Genomic DNA, 18,023 nt, shown 5'->3' with positions numbered 1-18,023 from the left:
TGGCTCCTGTCGGAGTTAAACCTGTTGGGAGCACGCTGACAAATCGTGCGCCCGTGTGACCTGAACAACCACCCTCTGGCTCCCTAAGGTCGGGAGCCAGAGCTGGAATAGCGATTAGTCGCCTTCCAGTTCGATGTTGATACCCAGCGAGCGGATTTCTTTCAACAGTACGTTGAAGGACTCCGGCATGCCTGGTTCCATACGGTGATCGCCATCCACGATGTTTTTGTACATCTTGGTACGGCCGTTGACGTCATCCGACTTAACGGTAAGCATTTCCTGCAAGGTGTAAGCTGCGCCGTATGCTTCCAGCGCCCACACTTCCATCTCACCGAAGCGCTGACCACCGAATTGCGCCTTACCACCCAGCGGCTGCTGAGTAACCAAGCTGTAAGAACCGGTAGAACGCGCGTGCATCTTATCGTCAACCAAGTGGTTCAGTTTCAGCATGTACATATAGCCGACGGTTACCTGGCGCTCGAACTGCTCGCCGGTACGGCCATCAAACAGCGTAATCTGACCTGAAGTCGGGATACCGCCCATTTCCAGCAGTTGCTTGATTTCTGACTCTTTCGCACCATCGAAGACTGGGGTTGCGATCGGCATACCTTTTTTCAGGTTCTCTGCCAGACGCAAGACTTCGTCGTCGGTGAAGGTGTTCAGGTCAACTTTCTGGCAAACGCCGTCACCCAGATCGTAAGCCTTCTGGATGAATTCACGCAGCTTGGCCACTTCCTGGTGCTGCTTGAGCATTTGGTTGATCTTCTCACCAATGCCTTTCGCCGCCATACCCAGGTGAGTTTCCAGGATCTGACCGATGTTCATACGCGATGGAACGCCCAGCGGGTTCAGAACGATGTCAACCGGCGTACCGTTTTCATCGTAAGGCATATCTTCGATCGGGTTGATCTTGGAGATAACACCCTTGTTACCGTGACGGCCTGCCATCTTGTCACCCGGTTGGATCTGACGCTTAACGGCCAGATACACCTTGACGATTTTCAGCACGCCTGGTGCCAGATCGTCGCCTTGGGTGATCTTACGACGCTTGGCATCCAGCTTCTTCTCGAAGTCGGATTTCAGTTCGTCGTACTGCTCTGCCAGCTGCTCCAGCTGGTTTTGCTTGTCTTCGTCGGTCAGGCCCAGTTCCAACCAGCGATCGCGTGGCAGTTTGCTCAGCTTCTCGGCTTCGATACCACCAGAAACCAGTACCGCATGGATACGAGCGAACAGGCCAGCTTCCAGGATCTGCAGTTCTTCAGTCAGGTCTTTCTTCGCCTGCTTCAGCTGCATCTCTTCGATTTCCAACGCACGTTTGTCTTTGTCCACGCCATCGCGGGTAAAGACCTGCACGTCGATAACCGTACCGGAAACGCCGTTTGGTACGCGCAGAGAAGAGTCTTTAACGTCAGACGCTTTCTCACCGAAGATCGCACGCAGCAGCTTCTCTTCTGGCGTCAGCTGGGTTTCACCTTTCGGCGTTACCTTACCAACCAGAATGTCGCCACCGGTCACTTCTGCACCGATATACACGATACCGGACTCATCCAGCTTGGAGAGCGCTGCTTCACCCACGTTAGGGATGTCGGCGGTGATCTCTTCCGGCCCCAGTTTGGTGTCGCGAGACACGCAAGCCAGTTCCTGGATGTGGATGGTGGTGAAGCGATCTTCCTGTACTACACGTTCGGAGACCAAGATGGAGTCTTCGAAGTTGTAGCCGTTCCAAGGCATGAACGCGACGCGCATGTTCTGACCCAATGCCAGTTCACCCAGGTCTGTAGACGGGCCATCTGCCAGCACGTCGCCGCGCTCGATTGGCTCACCCAGATTCACACAAGGCATCTGGTTGATACAGGTGTTCTGGTTAGAACGGGTGTACTTGGTCAGGTTATAAATATCGATACCTGCTTCGCCCGGGTACATCTCGTCTTCGTTAACTTTGATAACGATACGGGAAGCATCCACGTACTGGATCACACCACCACGTTTGGCTACGGCAGTAACACCGGAGTCAACCGCTACGGCACGTTCCATACCGGTACCTACCAGCGGCTTGTCAGCACGCAGGGTTGGCACCGCTTGACGTTGCATGTTCGCACCCATCAATGCACGGTTGGCGTCATCGTGTTCCAGGAATGGGATCAGTGAAGCACCAACGGAGACAACCTGCTGGGTTGATACGTCCATATAGTCAACCTGGTCGCGGCTAAACAGGCTTGATTCGCCTTTGCTACGACAGGTAACCAGGTCTTCTTCAAAGCGGCCTTCTTCGTCCAGGTTGGAGTTCGCCTGAGCGATAACGAAGTTGCCTTCTTCAATAGCAGACAGATAGTTGATTTCATCGGTCACCACGCCGTCACGCACGCGGCGGTACGGGGTTTCCAGGAAGCCATACTCGTTGGTCTGTGCGTACACGGACAAGGAGTTGATCAGACCGATGTTTGGACCTTCCGGCGTTTCGATTGGGCACACGCGACCGTAGTGAGTCGGGTGTACGTCTCGAACTTCAAAGCCGGCACGTTCACGGGTCAGACCGCCTGGGCCCAATGCAGAGATACGACGTTTGTGCGTGATCTCGGACAACGGGTTGTTCTGGTCCATAAACTGGGACAGCTGGCTTGAACCGAAGAACTCTTTCACCGCCGCCGAAATTGGCTTGGCGTTGATCATGTCCTGAGGCATCAGGGTATCCAGATCGCCCAGGGACAGACGTTCTTTCACCGCACGCTCAACACGTACCAGACCGACACGGAACTGGTTCTCGGCCATTTCGCCAACGGAACGGATACGACGGTTGCCCAAGTGGTCGATATCGTCCACTTCGCCTTTACCGTTACGGATATCGATGAGCTTCTTCATCACTTCGATGATGTCGTCTTTGCTCAGGATGCCCGAACCTTCGATCTCGTCACGCAGCAGAGAACGGTTGAACTTCATCCGGCCAACCGCAGACAGATCGTAGCGGTCTTCAGAGAAGAACAGGTTCTCGAACAGGCTTTCCGCCGCTTCACGCGTTGGTGGCTCACCAGGGCGCATCATGCGGTAGATTTCTACCAGAGCGCTCAGACGATCGCTGGTTGGGTCGACACGTACGGTTTCAGAGATGTACGCACCGTGGTCCAGATCGTTGGTGAACAGCGTTTCGATACGCTTGTGGCCTGACTGGCTCAGCTTGGCCAACAGATCCAGTGACAGCTCCATGTTGGCTGCACAGATCAATTCGCCGGTATTGGTATCGATATAGTCCTTCGCGACCACTTTGCCCGCGATGTACTCAACCGGTACTTCAATGCTGCGAATTTCGTCTTTTTCGAGCTGACGGATATGACGAGCGGTGATACGGCGTGCTTTCTCAACGTAGATCTTACCGTTGGCTTCGATATCGAAGGACGCAGTTTCACCACGCAGACGCTCTGGAACCAGCTCCATCTGCAGCTTGTTATCACGGATCTCGAAAACAATTTTCTCAAAGAACAGGTCAAGGATCTGCTCAGTGGTGTAGTTCAGCGCGCGCAGAATAATGGTCGCAGGCAGTTTGCGGCGACGGTCGATACGCACGAACAGGTTGTCTTTCGGGTCAAACTCGAAATCCAGCCATGAGCCACGGTAAGGGATGATACGTGCGTTATACAGCACTTTGCCCGAGGAGTGGGTTTTGCCCTTATCGCTGTCGAAGAACACACCAGGACTACGATGCAGCTGGGATACGATAACCCTCTCAGTACCGTTAATGACAAAGGTACCGTTTTCGGTCATGAGCGGAATTTCGCCCATATAGACTTCTTGTTCCTTGATGTCTTTGACCGTACCTTCTGGTGCTTCACGTTCGTAGATGACCAGGCGCAGTTTTACGCGCAGCGGTGCAGAGTACGTCACACCACGGATCTGGCACTCTTTAACGTCAAACACCGGCTCACCAAGACGGTAGCTAACGTATTGCAGCTCCGAATTGCCACTGTAGCTCTGGATCGGGAAAACAGAACGGAATGCGGCTTCTAAGCCGTATTGCCCTTCTGGATCTTGCTCGATAAATTTCTGGAACGAGTCAAGCTGGATAGAAAGGAGATAAGGTATGTCCAAAACTTGTGGACGCTTACCAAAATCCTTACGAATACGTTTCTTCTCGGTATAGGAGTAAACCATAGGGTTCCTCAGCTCGCTGGAAAGTCGAACCTATTGTCCGTCCGGGTAGGGGACGGTTCATGCAACACCGTTTTGTTGACCGGAAAGCGAGAACACTTTCCGCAATACTCGTTTCTATCACGCTTAAATCATTTCATTGCCGTGGCGGCAGATTCGGCTGCGGCGCAGAGGGCAGTATATTAAGTCGTCGATAGAAAGAAATATTGGGGTTAGCCAGTAGTCAAACAGTGTGAAACTCTACTGACGCCCTACAGCGCAAAAAGGCTGGTGACCAAAAAGTCACCAGCCATCAGCCTGTTAGTTAAAACAGACTGCACTCCAAAAGCAGTGGCTTATTTAACTTCAACTTCAGCGCCAGCTTCTTCCAGAGCTTTTTTCAGTGCTTCAGCGTCGTCTTTGCTGATGCCTTCTTTCAGTGCTGCTGGTGCAGACTCAACCAGGTCTTTAGCTTCTTTCAGACCCAGGCCAGTTGCGCCACGTACTGCTTTGATTACTGCAACTTTGTTCGCGCCGATACCTTTCAGTACAACGTCGAATTCAGTTTTTTCTTCAGCAGCTTCAACAGCAGCAGCAGGACCTGCAGCTACAGCAGCAGCAGAAACACCGAACTTCTCTTCCATAGCGGCGATCAGTTCAACGATTTCCATTACAGACAGGGCTGCAACGCCTTCGATAATTTGGTCTTTAGTGATAGACATAACAAAAGTTCCTAAAATTCAGAAATAGTTTAAATACGTAAGCAAAGGCTAAGAAAGAGAAAGGCTTATGCCGCTTCTTTCTGATCGCGTACTGCAGCCAGAGTGCGAACCAATTTGCCGGCAGCGGCTTCTTTCATGGTTGCCATCAGGCGTGCGATTGCTTCTTCGTAAGTAGGCAGCGTTGCCAAGCGGTCGATTTGTGCCGCAGGGATCAGCTCACCTTCAAAGGCCGCAGCTTTAACCTCAAATTTTGCATTCGCTTTCGCGAACTCTTTGAACAGACGAGCAGCAGCGCCCGGGTGTTCAGTAGAGAATGCAATCAAGGTTGGACCGACAAACGTGTCTTTCAGGCATTCGAACGGAGTGCCTTCAACTACGCGACGCATCAAGGTGTTGCGAACAACACGCATGTAAACGCCAGCTTCACGACCTGCTTTACGCAGTTCAGTCATTTTATCAACGGTAACGCCACGAGAATCCGCAACTACCGCAGACAGCGCGCCTTTGGCTACTTCGTTGACTTCAGCAACAATCGCTTGTTTGTCTTGAAGATTTAATGCCATTAGCTTTTTGCTCCTGGATTTAGCCGGGGAAATCCCCGGAACTCACTTCACTCAACAGCTTGTGCGAACACGCGCCGTTGAGCGGCTTAACACGGTGAGCAGAATCCAGCAAAGACCATTCTTTTTAAAAAAGAAAAAATTTCTTTAGGCTCTGTCACCGTCTACGCAGGAAGGATTAAGTGCCTTGCGGCACACCTGCGGTCTTGGACGGAGGCCTGGATAGGCCAGGCTCCAACCGAAAAATCTGTTGTTCCGCACGTAGCAGAACCTTGGGGGATAAGATTCTAGATGAATTCCACCCCCAAGTCAAAGCGATTAATCACCAGGTGATTAGTTCGCTACAGCACTCAGACCGCTTTGATCGATAGCAACGCCAGCACCCATGGTGGTGGAGAGGCTAACTTTCTTGATGTACATGCCTTTTGCCTGAGATGGTTTGGCTTTTTTCAGCGCAACCAGCAGAGACTCCAGGTTTTCCTTCAGCTTGTCTGTGTCGAAATCAACCTTACCGATAGTGGTATGGATGATACCGTTTTTGTCGTTACGATAACGAACCTGACCTGCTTTAGCGTTCTTCACAGCTTCTGCAACGTTAGGAGTAACGGTACCCACTTTCGGGTTAGGCATCAGACCACGTGGACCCAGAACCTGGCCCAGTTGACCTACAACGCGCATTGCATCCGGGGAAGCAATAACCACGTCGAAGTTCATCTCGCCTTTCTTGATCAGGTCAGCCAGATCTTCCATACCTACCAGCTCTGCGCCTGCAGCTTTAGCAGCTTCAGCGTTAGGGCCCTGGGCAAATACGGCAACGCGAACGCTGCGACCGGTGCCGTGTGGCAGAACGGTAGCACCACGTACGTTTTGGTCTGATTTACGAGCGTCGATGCCGAGGTTAACGGCAACGTCAACGCTTTCTACGAATTTAGCGGTGGCCAGCTCTTTCAGCAGAGCAACAGCTTCGAGGATGTCATACTGTTTAGTAGCATCAACTTTGTCACGGATCACGCGCATGCGCTTGGTCAGCTTAGCCATTTCTTAATCCTCCACTACCAGGCCCATGGAACGAGCAGTACCTTCGATGGAGCGAATCATCGCTGCAACGTCAGAACCAGTCATGTCCGCAGCTTTGGTTTCTGCGATTTCACGAACCTGTGCACTAGTCACTTTGCCAACTTTATCTTTGTTCGGCTTGCCGGAACCAGATTTAATACCAGCCGCTTTCTTCAGCAGAACTGCTGCTGGCGGGGTTTTGGTAACGAAAGTGAAGGAGCGATCAGAATAAACTGTAATAACAACCGGGATCGGCAGGCCTTTCTCAACGCTGTCAGTTTTAGCGTTGAATGCCTTACAGAATTCCATGATGTTAACACCTTGCTGACCCAGAGCTGGACCAACTGGTGGACTTGGGTTAGCCATACCGGCTGCAACTTGCAGCTTAACGTAGGCTTGTACTTTCTTGGCCATTGAAATTTCCTCGTTTGGGTAATATCGCCTCCTGAGAGGCTCCCCGTGTTTTATCTCGCTGCAAGAGCAAGACATCTAAAAACAAAAGGCGCGAAATTATAGTTCAATTTCGCGCCTCTGACAAGCCACAAATCCGCTCGCCTTGCTGATTATTTGATCAGCCTTTTTCTACCTGGCTAAAGTCCAGTTCCACCGGCGTTGCACGGCCAAAGATGGAGACAGACACTTTCAGGCGGCTCTTCTCGTAGTCCACTTCTTCAACGACGCCGTTAAAGTCAGCAAATGGACCATCGTTGACGCGCACCAGTTCACCCGGCTCGAACATCGTTTTCGGACGTGGCTTATCACCAGCCTGCTGCAGGCGGTTCATAATCGCGTCCACTTCTTTATCGCTGATCGGTGCAGGACGATCGGAAGTTCCACCGATGAAGCCCATAACACGAGGAACACTGCGCACCAAGTGCCAGCTGGCGTCATTCATCACCATCTGAACCAGTACATAGCCAGGGAAGAATTTACGCTCACTCTTACGACGCAGACCACCACGGATCTCCACCACTTCTTCGGTGGGAACCATGACTTCGCCGAACAGCTCTTCCATATCGTGCAGTTTGATATGTTCACGCAGCGATTGCGCTACGCGACCTTCAAAACCGGAAAACGCCTGAACGACGTACCAGCGTTTTTTTGGGGCTTCAGACATTTTAGAACCTCAGGCCAGTAATAAACGATACCAGACGGACCAATATACCATCCAGGCCCCACAGAATCAGTGACATCACGGCGGTTACCGCGGCAACGATCAACGTGGTGTGTAACGTTTCCTGACGAGTTGGCCAGATCACTTTACGTACTTCAGTACGCGCTTCGCGCGCAAACGCAACGGTGGCTTTGCCTTTAGTGGTCATCAATGCCACTGCGCCAGCAACGGCAATAACCACGACAACGGCCAACGCACGCAGCGGCAGGCTGAAATCACGGTAGTAATAGTTACCGACGATAGCCACAACCAACAGAACGGCGACGATTGACCACTTGGCCGCTTCAAGGCCGCGCCCGCTCCCTTGAGCCTCGGTATTCGCACTCATAAACCAACCTGTCACTAATGATTCGAACAAACAACTTTGCCTCGCAATGCGAGGCAAACCAAACCGAACAGATGCCGCTTGGCAGCATCCCGGTGTTTTACGCCATGACGTATTCCAGTCAATACCGTTTAAGAGCCCATCTCACCAATGATTATGACTGCAAAATCGCTGATGAGATAGGTTCTAGTTCACAGCGTAGAAAAAGGGCATCAAATGATGCCCTTTTATCGCATGTCGCGTCAAATATTATCCGCGATTAAGCGATAACTTTGGCAACAACACCAGCGCCAACGGTACGGCCGCCTTCACGGATTGCGAAACGCAAGCCTTGGTCCATAGCGATTGGGTGGATCAGGGTAACAACCATGTTCACGTTATCGCCTGGCATTACCATCTCTACGCCTTCTGGCAGTTCGATGGTACCGGTCACGTCAGTGGTACGGAAGTAGAACTGTGGACGGTAGCCTTTGAAGAATGGAGTATGACGACCACCTTCTTCTTTGCTCAGGATATACACTTCTGAATCGAACTGAGTGTGTGGTTTGATGGAACCTGGTTTAGCCAGTACCTGACCACGTTCGATGTCTTCACGCTTGATACCACGCAGCAGAACACCAACGTTCTCACCAGCACGGCCTTCGTCCAGCAGTTTGCGGAACATTTCAACGCCGGTACAGGTAGACTTAACGGTGTCTTTGATACCAACGATTTCAACTTCTTCGCCAACTTTAACGATACCGCGCTCAACACGACCGGTAACTACGGTACCACGACCGGAGATGGAGAAGACGTCTTCGATTGGCAGCAGGAACGGCTGGTCGATAGCACGCTCTGGTTCTGGGATGTAAGAATCCAGGTGACCGGCCAGCTCGATGATTTTAGCTTCCCACTCAGCTTCGCCTTCCAGTGCTTTCAGCGCTGAACCACGAACAACCGGCAGGTCATCACCAGGGAAGTCATAAGCAGACAGAAGTTCACGAACTTCCATTTCTACCAGTTCCAGCAGCTCTTCATCATCAACCATGTCGCATTTGTTCATGAATACGATGATGTAAGGAACGCCAACCTGACGACCCAGCAGGATGTGCTCACGAGTCTGAGGCATAGGGCCGTCAGTCGCAGCGACAACCAGGATAGCGCCGTCCATCTGAGCAGCACCGGTGATCATGTTTTTCACGTAGTCGGCGTGCCCTGGGCAGTCAACGTGCGCGTAGTGACGAGTCGGGGTGTCATATTCAACGTGAGAAGTGTTGATGGTGATACCACGAGCTTTTTCTTCTGGCGCGTTATCGATCTGGTCGAAAGCACGTGCAGAACCACCGTAGGTTTTAGCCAGAACGGTAGTGATTGCAGCAGTCAGGGTAGTTTTGCCGTGGTCAACGTGGCCGATAGTACCGACGTTAACGTGCGGTTTTGAACGTTCAAATTTTTCTTTAGACATCGATTGTCCCTCTAAGACACGGATAAATCGGTGGTATCACCACATCAACCAAGCATTTGCTTGTTGAATTCAGGAAACAGAAAGAAAATCAGGGGGCGAGAAATTAAGAAGTGGTGCTGATAGGCAGATTCGAACTGCCGACCTCACCCTTACCAAGGGTGCGCTCTACCAACTGAGCTATATCAGCACATCTTGGAGCGGGCAGTGGGAATCGAACCCACATCATCAGCTTGGAAGGCTGAGGTAATAGCCATTATACGATGCCCGCATCCTGGAACTCGGCTACCTGACTTTTCTGTAGACTTTAAAGGTGGAGAGAAGGATTGTTCGTCGCTTAACTCTTCACCCTTCGTGCCAGCAACTTCCGTTACGCGGCGCGAACTGTTTGAAGGTTTTCACCTTCCCCACTCGGCGCTTGATTCAGCATTACCGCTCGGTGTGACCCAGTGCCTCGGGTCTAATATGGTGGTGGGGGAAGGATTCGAACCTTCGAAGTCTGTGACGGCAGATTTACAGTCTGCTCCCTTTGGCCGCTCGGGAACCCCACCAGATTTTAACTACTTTTACTGACCACTTCATACTTGAATGGTGCCGGCTACCGGAATCGAACTGGTGACCTACTGATTACAAGTCAGTTGCTCTACCTACTGAGCTAAGCCGGCATCAAGTGCAGCGCATTCTAGGTAGAGCTGACGGGCTATGCAACAAAAAAATTGCGATCTAAGCCCTATCGCTCATAAATCAGCCGATTTCTGCATCCGGCTCGCAGTTTTTCACCGTTGAGGCGCAAAATTTCATCAAATATGGGCATTAATCTAAACTATTTTAGACCTACCCTGCTGATGCTTTCCCTGCACTTTTGCATATCGCTCAATCAAAGATAGTCTATCGGTTTAAAGCCGCGATCGGGATGGTGCACCACAAAGAGGACGGTGCTCTCTGATGGTGCTGATATACCGCTTTCGTCCCTGGGTTGGCGGCTCCCCCACAGGTTAGCCGCGTTGGCGCGCTTATTGCTTATCATCATTATCCCTAATAGCCAGGAGGAATGACCGATGAAAATTGTCCTGATCAATGCGGCAACGCTTCCCATATACCGCGCCGAGCTGGCGCAGTTGCTCACCGATGCGGTCACTCACGGGGCTTCAGTAGGTTACGACACGCAAATTCCCCACGAGGATGCTGAGAGCTACTTCCATAGCCTGCGCCCAGCGTTGGCCAAAGGAGAGTTGCTATTGTGGATTGCCAGAGACGAAAGCGGCGTCATTGGCACCGTCCAACTCGCCCTGTGTCAAAAGCCTAACGGCCGCAACCGGGCCGAAGTACAAAAACTGCTGGTGCACAGCCGCGCCCGTCGCAATGGCGTTGGACAGGCGTTGATGAAAACGCTGGAAAAAATGGCGCTTGAGATCCGCCGTGGGCTGCTTTATCTGGACACCCAGGCCGGTTCTGCAGCCGAAGGGCTGTATCGCTCGTTGGGCTATCGTTGCCTCGGGGAGATACCCGATTACGCCGCGGCTCCCGACGGGTATTACCACCCTACAGCGATTTACTACAAGCGGCTGTTTGCCGTTCAGCAACCCTCCCGCGCCGCCGCCAGCTGACCTGAAAACGGTATCATTGCCCAGTGATACCGCCTTGCAACAGGCCCTTTCTCAATTGCGTGCCTGTTCGCACTATTGGTAAAAACTGCCGCTAATCGACCACATTTGCGAAAAAAGTCTACGCCTAAAAGCCCGCTGTCTATAATATGCAGTTTGATTATTATCTGGAGTTGGCGTCCAGCGCCTTTCCCAACCTGCGTTAACAGGCAGAATTTGGCTTATGATAAAAAGAGATCAATCTTTAGCGACGCCTTACCTTCAGTTCGATCGCAGCCAGTGGGCCGCGTTACGGGATTCGGTGCCGCTGACGCTGTCGGAAGAAGAGATTGTTAAACTCAAAGGGATTAACGAAGATCTCTCCCTGGAGGAAGTCGCGCAGATCTACTTGCCGCTCTCACGGTTGCTGAACTTCTATATCAGTTCAAACCTGCGTCGCCAGGCAGTTCTGGAGCAATTCCTTGGTACAGATGGCCAACGCATTCCTTATGTGATCGGCATTGCTGGCAGCGTAGCCGTGGGTAAAAGTACCACGGCGCGTTTGTTGCAGGCGTTGTTGAGCCGCTGGCCGGAACATCGTAGCGTCGAGCTGATCACCACAGACGGCTTTCTGCACCCGAACAAGGTGCTGAACGAGCGCGGCCTGATGAAGAAAAAAGGGTTCCCGCAATCCTACGACATGCATAGCCTGGTGAAATTCGTTTCAGAAGTTAAATCCGGTGCCAAACGTGTTACTGCCCCGGTTTACTCTCACCTGATCTATGACGTCGTACCTGAAGGCAATAAAGTTATCGAACAGCCTGATATTCTGATCCTGGAAGGATTGAATGTTTTGCAAAGCGGTATGGACTATCCACACGATCCTCACCGGGTATTTGTTTCCGACTTTGTTGATTTCTCAATCTATGTTGATGCCCCTGGCGATCTATTGCAAAGCTGGTATATCAACCGCTTCCTGAAGTTCCGTCAGGGTGCGTTCTCTAACCCAGACTCCTATTTCCATAGCTATGCTCAGTTGCCGGAAACGGAGGCGATAAATATCGCCACCCAGCTGTGGAATGAGATTAATGGATTGAATTTACAGCAGAATATCTTACCGACTCGCGAGAGAGCCAGCTTAATCATGACTAAGAGTGCCAATCACGCTGTGGAAAGTGTACGGTTGCGGAAATAATCGATAGCGTAAGAGAGGCCAATGGCCTCTCTTATTTTAGCTTATTCAGCACTCCGCAAAGATATTTCACCACCAATAAAGGGTTTAATGACTCCTTCCTGTTCAAGCAGCAATGCACCCTGCTGATCAATACCGCGGGCAATACCGAAAATCTGTTGTTCACCAATTAATAGTTTAACTGGACGATCGATAAAATTATCTAATTGACGCCAACGTGAAATAAAAGGTGCTAGCCCATCTATTTCAAATTGCCGTAATGAATTTCGTAGTTCATTAAGCAATTTGGCGGCCAATTCATTTCGATCGATAGTGTTCCCGGCTTCCTGCAGGTTGATCCAGCGCTGATCAATCTGACTGGCGTTGGTTTCACGCATCGCCATGTTGATACCCGCTCCGAGCACCAACTGGGCTGCATCCCCGGTTTTACCGGTCAGCTCAACCAAAATACCGGCCAACTTGCGATCGTTAAGGTATAAATCATTGGGCCACTTCACACGGACCTGTTCTGCACCGAGATGCTGCAACACTTCTGCCATCACGATGCCAATAACCAGGCTCAACCCCATCGCGGCCGCTGGCCCTTGTTCAAGACGCCAGAACATGGATAAATATAGGTTGGCCCCGAAAGGCGAAACCCACTGCCGACCACGTCGCCCACGCCCTGCCTGCTGATACTCGGCTATACAGGCATCACCGGATGTCAGTTCTGCAAGCCTGTCCAACAGATACTGGTTGGTTGAATCAACCACGGGCAATACCGTGACCCGCTTGTCTTCCAGTAAGCCAAGTATACGCTCAGCATCCAGCAAGTTGATCGCCGCAGGTAGGCTATAGCCTTTCCCCGGAACCGTGAACACATCCAAGCCCCACTCCCGGATAGTCTGAATATGCTTGTTAATCGCTGCGCGGCTCATTCCCAATGACTCACCCAAATGTTCGCCAGAGTGGAACTCGCCGTCCGCCAGTAGGGAGATGATCTTCAGTGGTACTGTGGTATCTCTCATGAAATGACCTCTACGGCATCCAGCTCACCAGTGGCCCCGATAAAACGTACCTCTGGTTCTAACCAGACATCGAATTTCTGCGCGACCGTATTGCGCACATGCCTGGCCAGTGCCACCACATCCTGGCTGCTGGCATTATCGGCATTTACCAATACCAAGGCCTGCTGACGGTGCACCGCTGCGCCACCGATCTGATGCCCCTTGAGTGAACACTGATCGATCAGCCAACCGGCAGCCAGTTTTTCTTGCCCGTCCGGCTGCGGATAATGTGGCATTGCAGGATATTGGGCTAATAATGCTTTAGCGGCTTCCCCGCTCACCAGTGGGTTTTTAAAGAAGCTGCCTGCATTGCCACTAATACGTGGGTCTGGCAGCTTGCTGCGCCGCATGGCGCATACCGCGTCAAATACCTGCTGCGGCGTTACCGTCTTGGGATCCAGCTTGGCAAGGTCGCCGTAGTTCAGCAACGGATTCCACTGTTTGCTAAGCCGTAAACCAACGCCCACAATCACGAATCCTTGCTTAAGCTCATGCTTAAAAACGCTTTCCCGGTAACCAAACTGGCAGCGTTCAGGATCCATACGATCGATTTCACCCGTAGTCAGGTTCAGCAGGTCGACATACTCACAGACCTGTTTGAGCTCGATGCCGTACGCCCCGATATTCTGGATAGGGGCCGAACCGACCAAACCCGGGATCAATGCCAGATTCTCCAGCCCGGGGATGCCACGTTCGAGCATCTGGCTAACCAGATGGTGCCAATTCTCTCCGGCGCTGACATGCAAATGCCAGGCGTCCTGCTCTTCCCTGACCGTGATACCTTTTAACTGGTTAATCATGACCGTACCGGCAAAATCCTCCAGGAACAGGACGTTGCTCCCTTCACCGAGTACCAGCAGTGGCTGTTGGCGCTTTTGCGCTTGCTGCCAGGCTTTAATCATCATTTCAATTTCTTCGGCAATGACTAAATGCGCTGCGTTGACCGGGAGCGCAAAAGTATTGTGATTTTTTAAAGACGCGCTTTCAGTAGACATGATTTAAATACTCTGACGGAACAAATTATCATCTAGTCTACTCGATCCACCGCGCATGGCTATTATTTGTTTTTATTCACTGGTAATTTCTTGTGAGCTAATAACCTCTGACTTCATGGGATATTAAAAATATCCTTTTAAATCATGATAATATGAAAATTCTATTATCTTGATTCAAGCACAAGTCTGAGTTATATAAAATCTATCAGCATTAATGATATGTATGAATTAGCCTGGCGGGTTTGGAACTAAAAATTTCATGAATATTTCCAGGTGGGAACTCGGTTATATTTAATCGTTTACCTATGCGGAGATAATTCGGGATAGCCGAGTGATACCATCCCCTCACCCTAGCCCTCTCCCACAGGGAGAGGGAACCGATCGAGTCCGCTGGTATTCCTCTGAACTTCTTATCTTTCTGATTACTCATCACTGCCGAAACGGCATGGGTTCATCAAAGGTTCCGACTTGCCGTAGCCGCACTCACTCATCCACGACGCCGGACAGCTCCCTCTCCCCGCGCACGGTGTTCAGGATGTTCTCGTCTGGTACTCTGGGAGAGGGCTGGGGTGAGGGGCATTTCTGTTTCCGACCCATAGCAAAAAGGCCATCCTTGCGGATGGCCTCTTGGCTTAATTGATGCCTGGCAGTGTCCTACTCTCGCATGGGGAGACCCCACACTACCATCGGCGCTACGGCGTTTCACTTCTGAGTTCGGCATGGGGTCAGGTGGGACCACCGCGCTATTGCCGCCAGGCAAATTCGTTTCATTCCAACCGCTTCACTCTCGTGTCGCCATTGAAACCAATCTCGGAACGTCGCTGAAAATTGTCGTCTACTCTAAAACACCTTCGGTGTTGTAAGGTTAAGCCTCACGGATCATTAGTACTGGTTAGCTCAATGCATCGCTGCACTTACACACCCAGCCTATCAACGTCTTAGTCTTAAACGTTCCTTCAGGGACCTTAAAGGCCCAGGGAAGACTCATCTCGAGGCAAGTTTCGCGCTTAGATGCTTTCAGCGCTTATCTTTTCCGCACTTAGCTACCGGGCAGTGCCATTGGCATGACAACCCGAACACCAGTGGTGCGTTCACTCCGGTCCTCTCGTACTAGGAGCAACCCCTCTCAATCTTCCAACGCCCACGGCAGATAGGGACCGAACTGTCTCACGACGTTCTAAACCCAGCTCGCGTACCACTTTAAATGGCGAACAGCCATACCCTTGGGACCTACTTCAGCCCCAGGATGTGATGAGCCGACATCGAGGTGCCAAACACCGCCGTCGATATGAACTCTTGGGCGGTATCAGCCTGTTATCCCCGGAGTACCTTTTATCCGTTGAGCGATGGCCCTTCCATTCAGAACCACCGGATCACTAAGACCTACTTTCGTACCTGCTCGAGCCGTCACTCTCGCAGTCAAGCTAGCTTATGCCTTTGCACTAACCTCACGATGTCCGACCGTGATTAGCTAACCTTCGTGCTCCTCCGTTACTCTTTGGGAGGAGACCGCCCCAGTCAAACTACCCACCAGACACTGTCCTCACCCCGGATTACGGGGCCGAGTTAGAACATCAAACATTAAAGGGTGGTATTTCAAGGTTGGCTCCATGCAGACTGGCGTCCACACTTCAAAGCCTCCCACCTATCCTACACATCAAGGCTCAATGTTCAGTGTCAAGCTATAGTAAAGGTTCACGGGGTCTTTCCGTCTTGCCGCGGGTACACTGCATCTTCACAGCGAGTTCAATTTCACTGAGTCTCGGGTGGAGACAGCCTGGCCATCATTACGCCATTCGTGCAGGTCGGAACTTACCCGACAAGGAATTTCGCTACCTTAGGACCGTTATAGTTACGGCCGCCGTTTACTGGGGCTTCGATCAAGAGCTTCGCCTTGCGGCTGACCCCATCAATTAACCTTCCAGCACCGGGCAGGCGTCACACCGTATACGTCCACTTTCGTGTTTGCACAGTGCTGTGTTTTTATTAAACAGTTGCAGCCAGCTGGTATCTGCGACTGGCTTCAGCTCCGAGAGCAAGTCTCTTCACCTACGCGCCAGCGTGCCTTCTCCCGAAGTTACGGCACCATTTTGCCTAGTTCCTTCACCCGAGTTCTCTCAAGCGCCTTGGTATTCTCTACCTGACCACCTGTGTCGGTTTGGGGTACGATTTGATGTTACCTGATGCTTAGAGGCTTTTCCTGGAAGCAGGGCATCAACTACTTCTGCACCGTAGTGCATCGTCATCACGCCTCAGGGTTAGTAAGTAACCGGATTTACCAGGTCACTCCCCCTACACGCTTAAACCGGGACAACCGTCGCCCGGCTAGCCTAGCCTTCTCCGTCCCCCCTTCGCAGTAACACCGAGTACAGGAATATTAACCTGTTTCCCATCGACTACGCCTTTCGGCCTCGCCTTAGGGGTCGACTCACCCTGCCCCGATTAACGTTGGACAGGAACCCTTGGTCTTCCGGCGAGCGGGTTTTTCACCCGCTTTATCGTTACTTATGTCAGCATTCGCACTTCTGATACCTCCAGCAAACCTCACAGTTCACCTTCAACGGCTTACAGAACGCTCCCCTACCCAACAACGCCTAAGCGTCGCTGCCGCAGCTTCGGTGCATGGTTTAGCCCCGTTACATCTTCCGCGCAGGCCGACTCGACCAGTGAGCTATTACGCTTTCTTTAAATGATGGCTGCTTCTAAGCCAACATCCTGGCTGTCTATGCCTTCCCACATCGTTTCCCACTTAACCATGACTTTGGGACCTTAGCTGGCGGTCTGGGTTGTTTCCCTCTTCACGACGGACGTTAGCACCCGCCGTGTGTCTCCCGTGATAACATTCTTCGGTATTCGGAGTTTGCATCGGTTTGGTAAGCCGGGATGGCCCCCTAGCCGAAACAGTGCTCTACCCCCGAAGATGAGTTCACGAGGCGCTACCTAAATAGCTTTCGGGGAGAACCAGCTATCTCCCGGTTTGATTGGCCTTTCACCCCCAGCCACAAGTCATCCGCTAATTTTTCAACATTAGTCGGTTCGGTCCTCCAGTTAGTGTTACCCAACCTTCAACCTGCCCATGGCTAGATCACCGGGTTTCGGGTCTATACCTTGCAACTATTCGCCCAGTTAAGACTCGGTTTCCCTACGGCTCCCCTATACGGTTAACCTTGCTACAAAATATAAGTCGCTGACCCATTATACAAAAGGTACGCAGTCACACCACGAAGGTGCTCCCACTGCTTGTACGTACACGGTTTCAGGTTCTATTTCACTCCCCTCGCCGGGGTTCTTTTCGCCTTTCCCTCACGGTACTGGTTCACTATCGGTCAGTCAGGAGTATTTAGCCTTGGAGGATGGTCCCCCCATATTCAGACAGGATGTCACGTGTCCCGCCCTACTCATCGAACTCACAGTTAATGCATTTTAGTGTACGGGGCTATCACCCTTTGCTGCGCGACTTTCCAGACGCTTCCACTAACACAAGAACTGATTCAGGTTCTGGGCTGTTCCCCGTTCGCTCGCCGCTACTAGGGGAATCTCGGTTGATTTCTTTTCCTCGGGGTACTTAGATGTTTCAGTTCCCCCGGTTCGCCTCGTATGGCTATGTATTCACCATACGATAGTGTGTCGAAACACACTGGGTTTCCCCATTCGGGTATTGCCGGTTATAACGGTTCATATCACCTTACCGACACTTTTCGCAGATTAGCACGCCCTTCATCGCCTCTGACTGCCTAGGCATCCACCGTGTACGCTTAGTCACTTAACCTCACAACCCGAAGGTGTTTCTGTAAACAGAGACACTGTCGT

The 18,023-nt window shown here is 51.6% G+C and carries 12 protein-coding genes, 4 tRNA genes, 2 rRNA genes and 1 other RNA gene; 2 read left to right on the top strand and 17 right to left on the bottom strand.

The features are described 5' to 3' along the window. Nucleotides 1–114: 114 nt before the first annotated feature. The 13 genes from rpoB to KGP17_RS01415 all read right to left on the bottom strand — a co-directional run bounded on the left by rpoB (nt 115) and on the right by KGP17_RS01415 (nt 10,062). On the bottom strand, nt 115–4,143 hold the full coding sequence (gene rpoB, locus KGP17_RS01475; RefSeq protein ID WP_223498734.1) for a DNA-directed RNA polymerase subunit beta: 4,029 nt from the start codon (nt 4,141–4,143) through the stop codon (nt 115–117). Between the two features lie 332 nt (nt 4,144–4,475). Beyond that, nucleotides 4,476–4,841, bottom strand: coding sequence for a 50S ribosomal protein L7/L12 (gene rplL, locus KGP17_RS01470; protein WP_021182158.1), 366 nt, complete (start codon nt 4,839–4,841; stop codon nt 4,476–4,478). Nucleotides 4,842–4,906: 65 nt separating this feature from the next. Next, the gene (gene rplJ, locus KGP17_RS01465; protein ID WP_021808069.1) at nt 4,907–5,404 is read right to left on the bottom strand and encodes a 50S ribosomal protein L10; all 498 of its coding nucleotides are present in this window, start codon (nt 5,402–5,404) and stop codon (nt 4,907–4,909) included. A gap of 330 nt (nt 5,405–5,734) precedes the next feature. After that, nucleotides 5,735–6,439, bottom strand: a complete 705-nt coding sequence (rplA, locus tag KGP17_RS01460) for a 50S ribosomal protein L1 (RefSeq protein WP_021182156.1) — start codon at nt 6,437–6,439, stop codon at nt 5,735–5,737. 3 nt (nt 6,440–6,442) lie between these two features. Then, nucleotides 6,443–6,871 carry a 50S ribosomal protein L11 gene (rplK, locus tag KGP17_RS01455; protein WP_021182155.1) on the bottom strand — a complete coding sequence of 143 codons (429 nt, stop codon included), beginning with the start codon at nt 6,869–6,871 and terminating at the stop codon, nt 6,443–6,445. 157 nt (nt 6,872–7,028) lie between these two features. Next, nucleotides 7,029–7,574 (bottom strand): transcription termination/antitermination protein NusG, encoded by a 546-nt coding sequence (gene nusG / locus KGP17_RS01450; protein WP_021182154.1) that lies wholly within the window; start codon nt 7,572–7,574, stop codon nt 7,029–7,031. 1 nt (nt 7,575) lies between these two features. After that, a complete protein-coding gene (gene secE, locus KGP17_RS01445; RefSeq protein WP_021182153.1) occupies nt 7,576–7,959 on the bottom strand; it encodes a preprotein translocase subunit SecE in 384 nt (127 codons plus the stop codon). A gap of 256 nt (nt 7,960–8,215) precedes the next feature. After that, the gene (gene tuf, locus KGP17_RS01440) at nt 8,216–9,400 is read right to left on the bottom strand and encodes an elongation factor Tu (RefSeq protein ID WP_046808053.1); all 1,185 of its coding nucleotides are present in this window, start codon (nt 9,398–9,400) and stop codon (nt 8,216–8,218) included. A gap of 111 nt (nt 9,401–9,511) precedes the next feature. Continuing rightward, nucleotides 9,512–9,587, bottom strand: a tRNA-Thr gene (locus KGP17_RS01435). A 6-nt stretch (nt 9,588–9,593) separates the two neighbouring features. Continuing rightward, nucleotides 9,594–9,668 (bottom strand) — tRNA-Gly (locus KGP17_RS01430). A 40-nt stretch (nt 9,669–9,708) separates the two neighbouring features. Further along, nucleotides 9,709–9,819: non-coding RNA, RtT sRNA (locus KGP17_RS01425), on the bottom strand. A gap of 44 nt (nt 9,820–9,863) precedes the next feature. Beyond that, nucleotides 9,864–9,948 (bottom strand) — tRNA-Tyr (locus KGP17_RS01420). A gap of 38 nt (nt 9,949–9,986) precedes the next feature. After that, a tRNA-Thr gene (locus tag KGP17_RS01415) sits at nt 9,987–10,062 on the bottom strand. A 393-nt stretch (nt 10,063–10,455) separates the two neighbouring features. On the opposite strand from KGP17_RS01415, the gene KGP17_RS01410 reads away from it, so the two are divergent. Further along, nucleotides 10,456–11,004: an N-acetyltransferase gene (locus KGP17_RS01410; protein WP_021182235.1), complete on the top strand. Its 549-nt coding sequence runs from the start codon at nt 10,456–10,458 to the stop codon at nt 11,002–11,004. A gap of 220 nt (nt 11,005–11,224) precedes the next feature. Then, entirely contained in the window at nt 11,225–12,175 is a 951-nt protein-coding gene (gene coaA, locus KGP17_RS01405) for a type I pantothenate kinase (protein ID WP_021808140.1), read from the top strand. Between the two features lie 41 nt (nt 12,176–12,216). Here coaA and birA read toward each other — a convergent pair whose 3' ends face one another. The 4 genes from birA to KGP17_RS01385 form a co-directional block, all read right to left on the bottom strand. Beyond that, complete coding sequence (birA, locus tag KGP17_RS01400) at nt 12,217–13,179, bottom strand: bifunctional biotin--[acetyl-CoA-carboxylase] ligase/biotin operon repressor BirA (protein WP_223498733.1); 963 nt, start codon at nt 13,177–13,179, stop codon at nt 12,217–12,219. Further along, nucleotides 13,176–14,213: a UDP-N-acetylmuramate dehydrogenase gene (gene murB, locus KGP17_RS01395; protein ID WP_094983248.1), complete on the bottom strand. Its 1,038-nt coding sequence runs from the start codon at nt 14,211–14,213 to the stop codon at nt 13,176–13,178. Before murB ends, birA begins: the two co-directional genes overlap by 4 nt. A gap of 641 nt (nt 14,214–14,854) precedes the next feature. Beyond that, nucleotides 14,855–14,970 (bottom strand): 5S ribosomal RNA (rrf, locus tag KGP17_RS01390). 104 nt (nt 14,971–15,074) lie between these two features. Further along, nucleotides 15,075–17,982: ribosomal RNA gene (locus KGP17_RS01385) — 23S ribosomal RNA — on the bottom strand. Between the last annotated feature and the right edge of the window lie 41 nt (nt 17,983–18,023).

Origin of the sequence: Serratia sp. JSRIV001, from assembly GCF_019968745.1 — a bacterium.
In the GTDB taxonomy this organism is placed as follows: Bacteria; Pseudomonadota; Gammaproteobacteria; order Enterobacterales; family Enterobacteriaceae; genus Chania; species Chania fonticola_B.
This window is presented reverse-complemented; position numbering and strand designations above follow the sequence as displayed.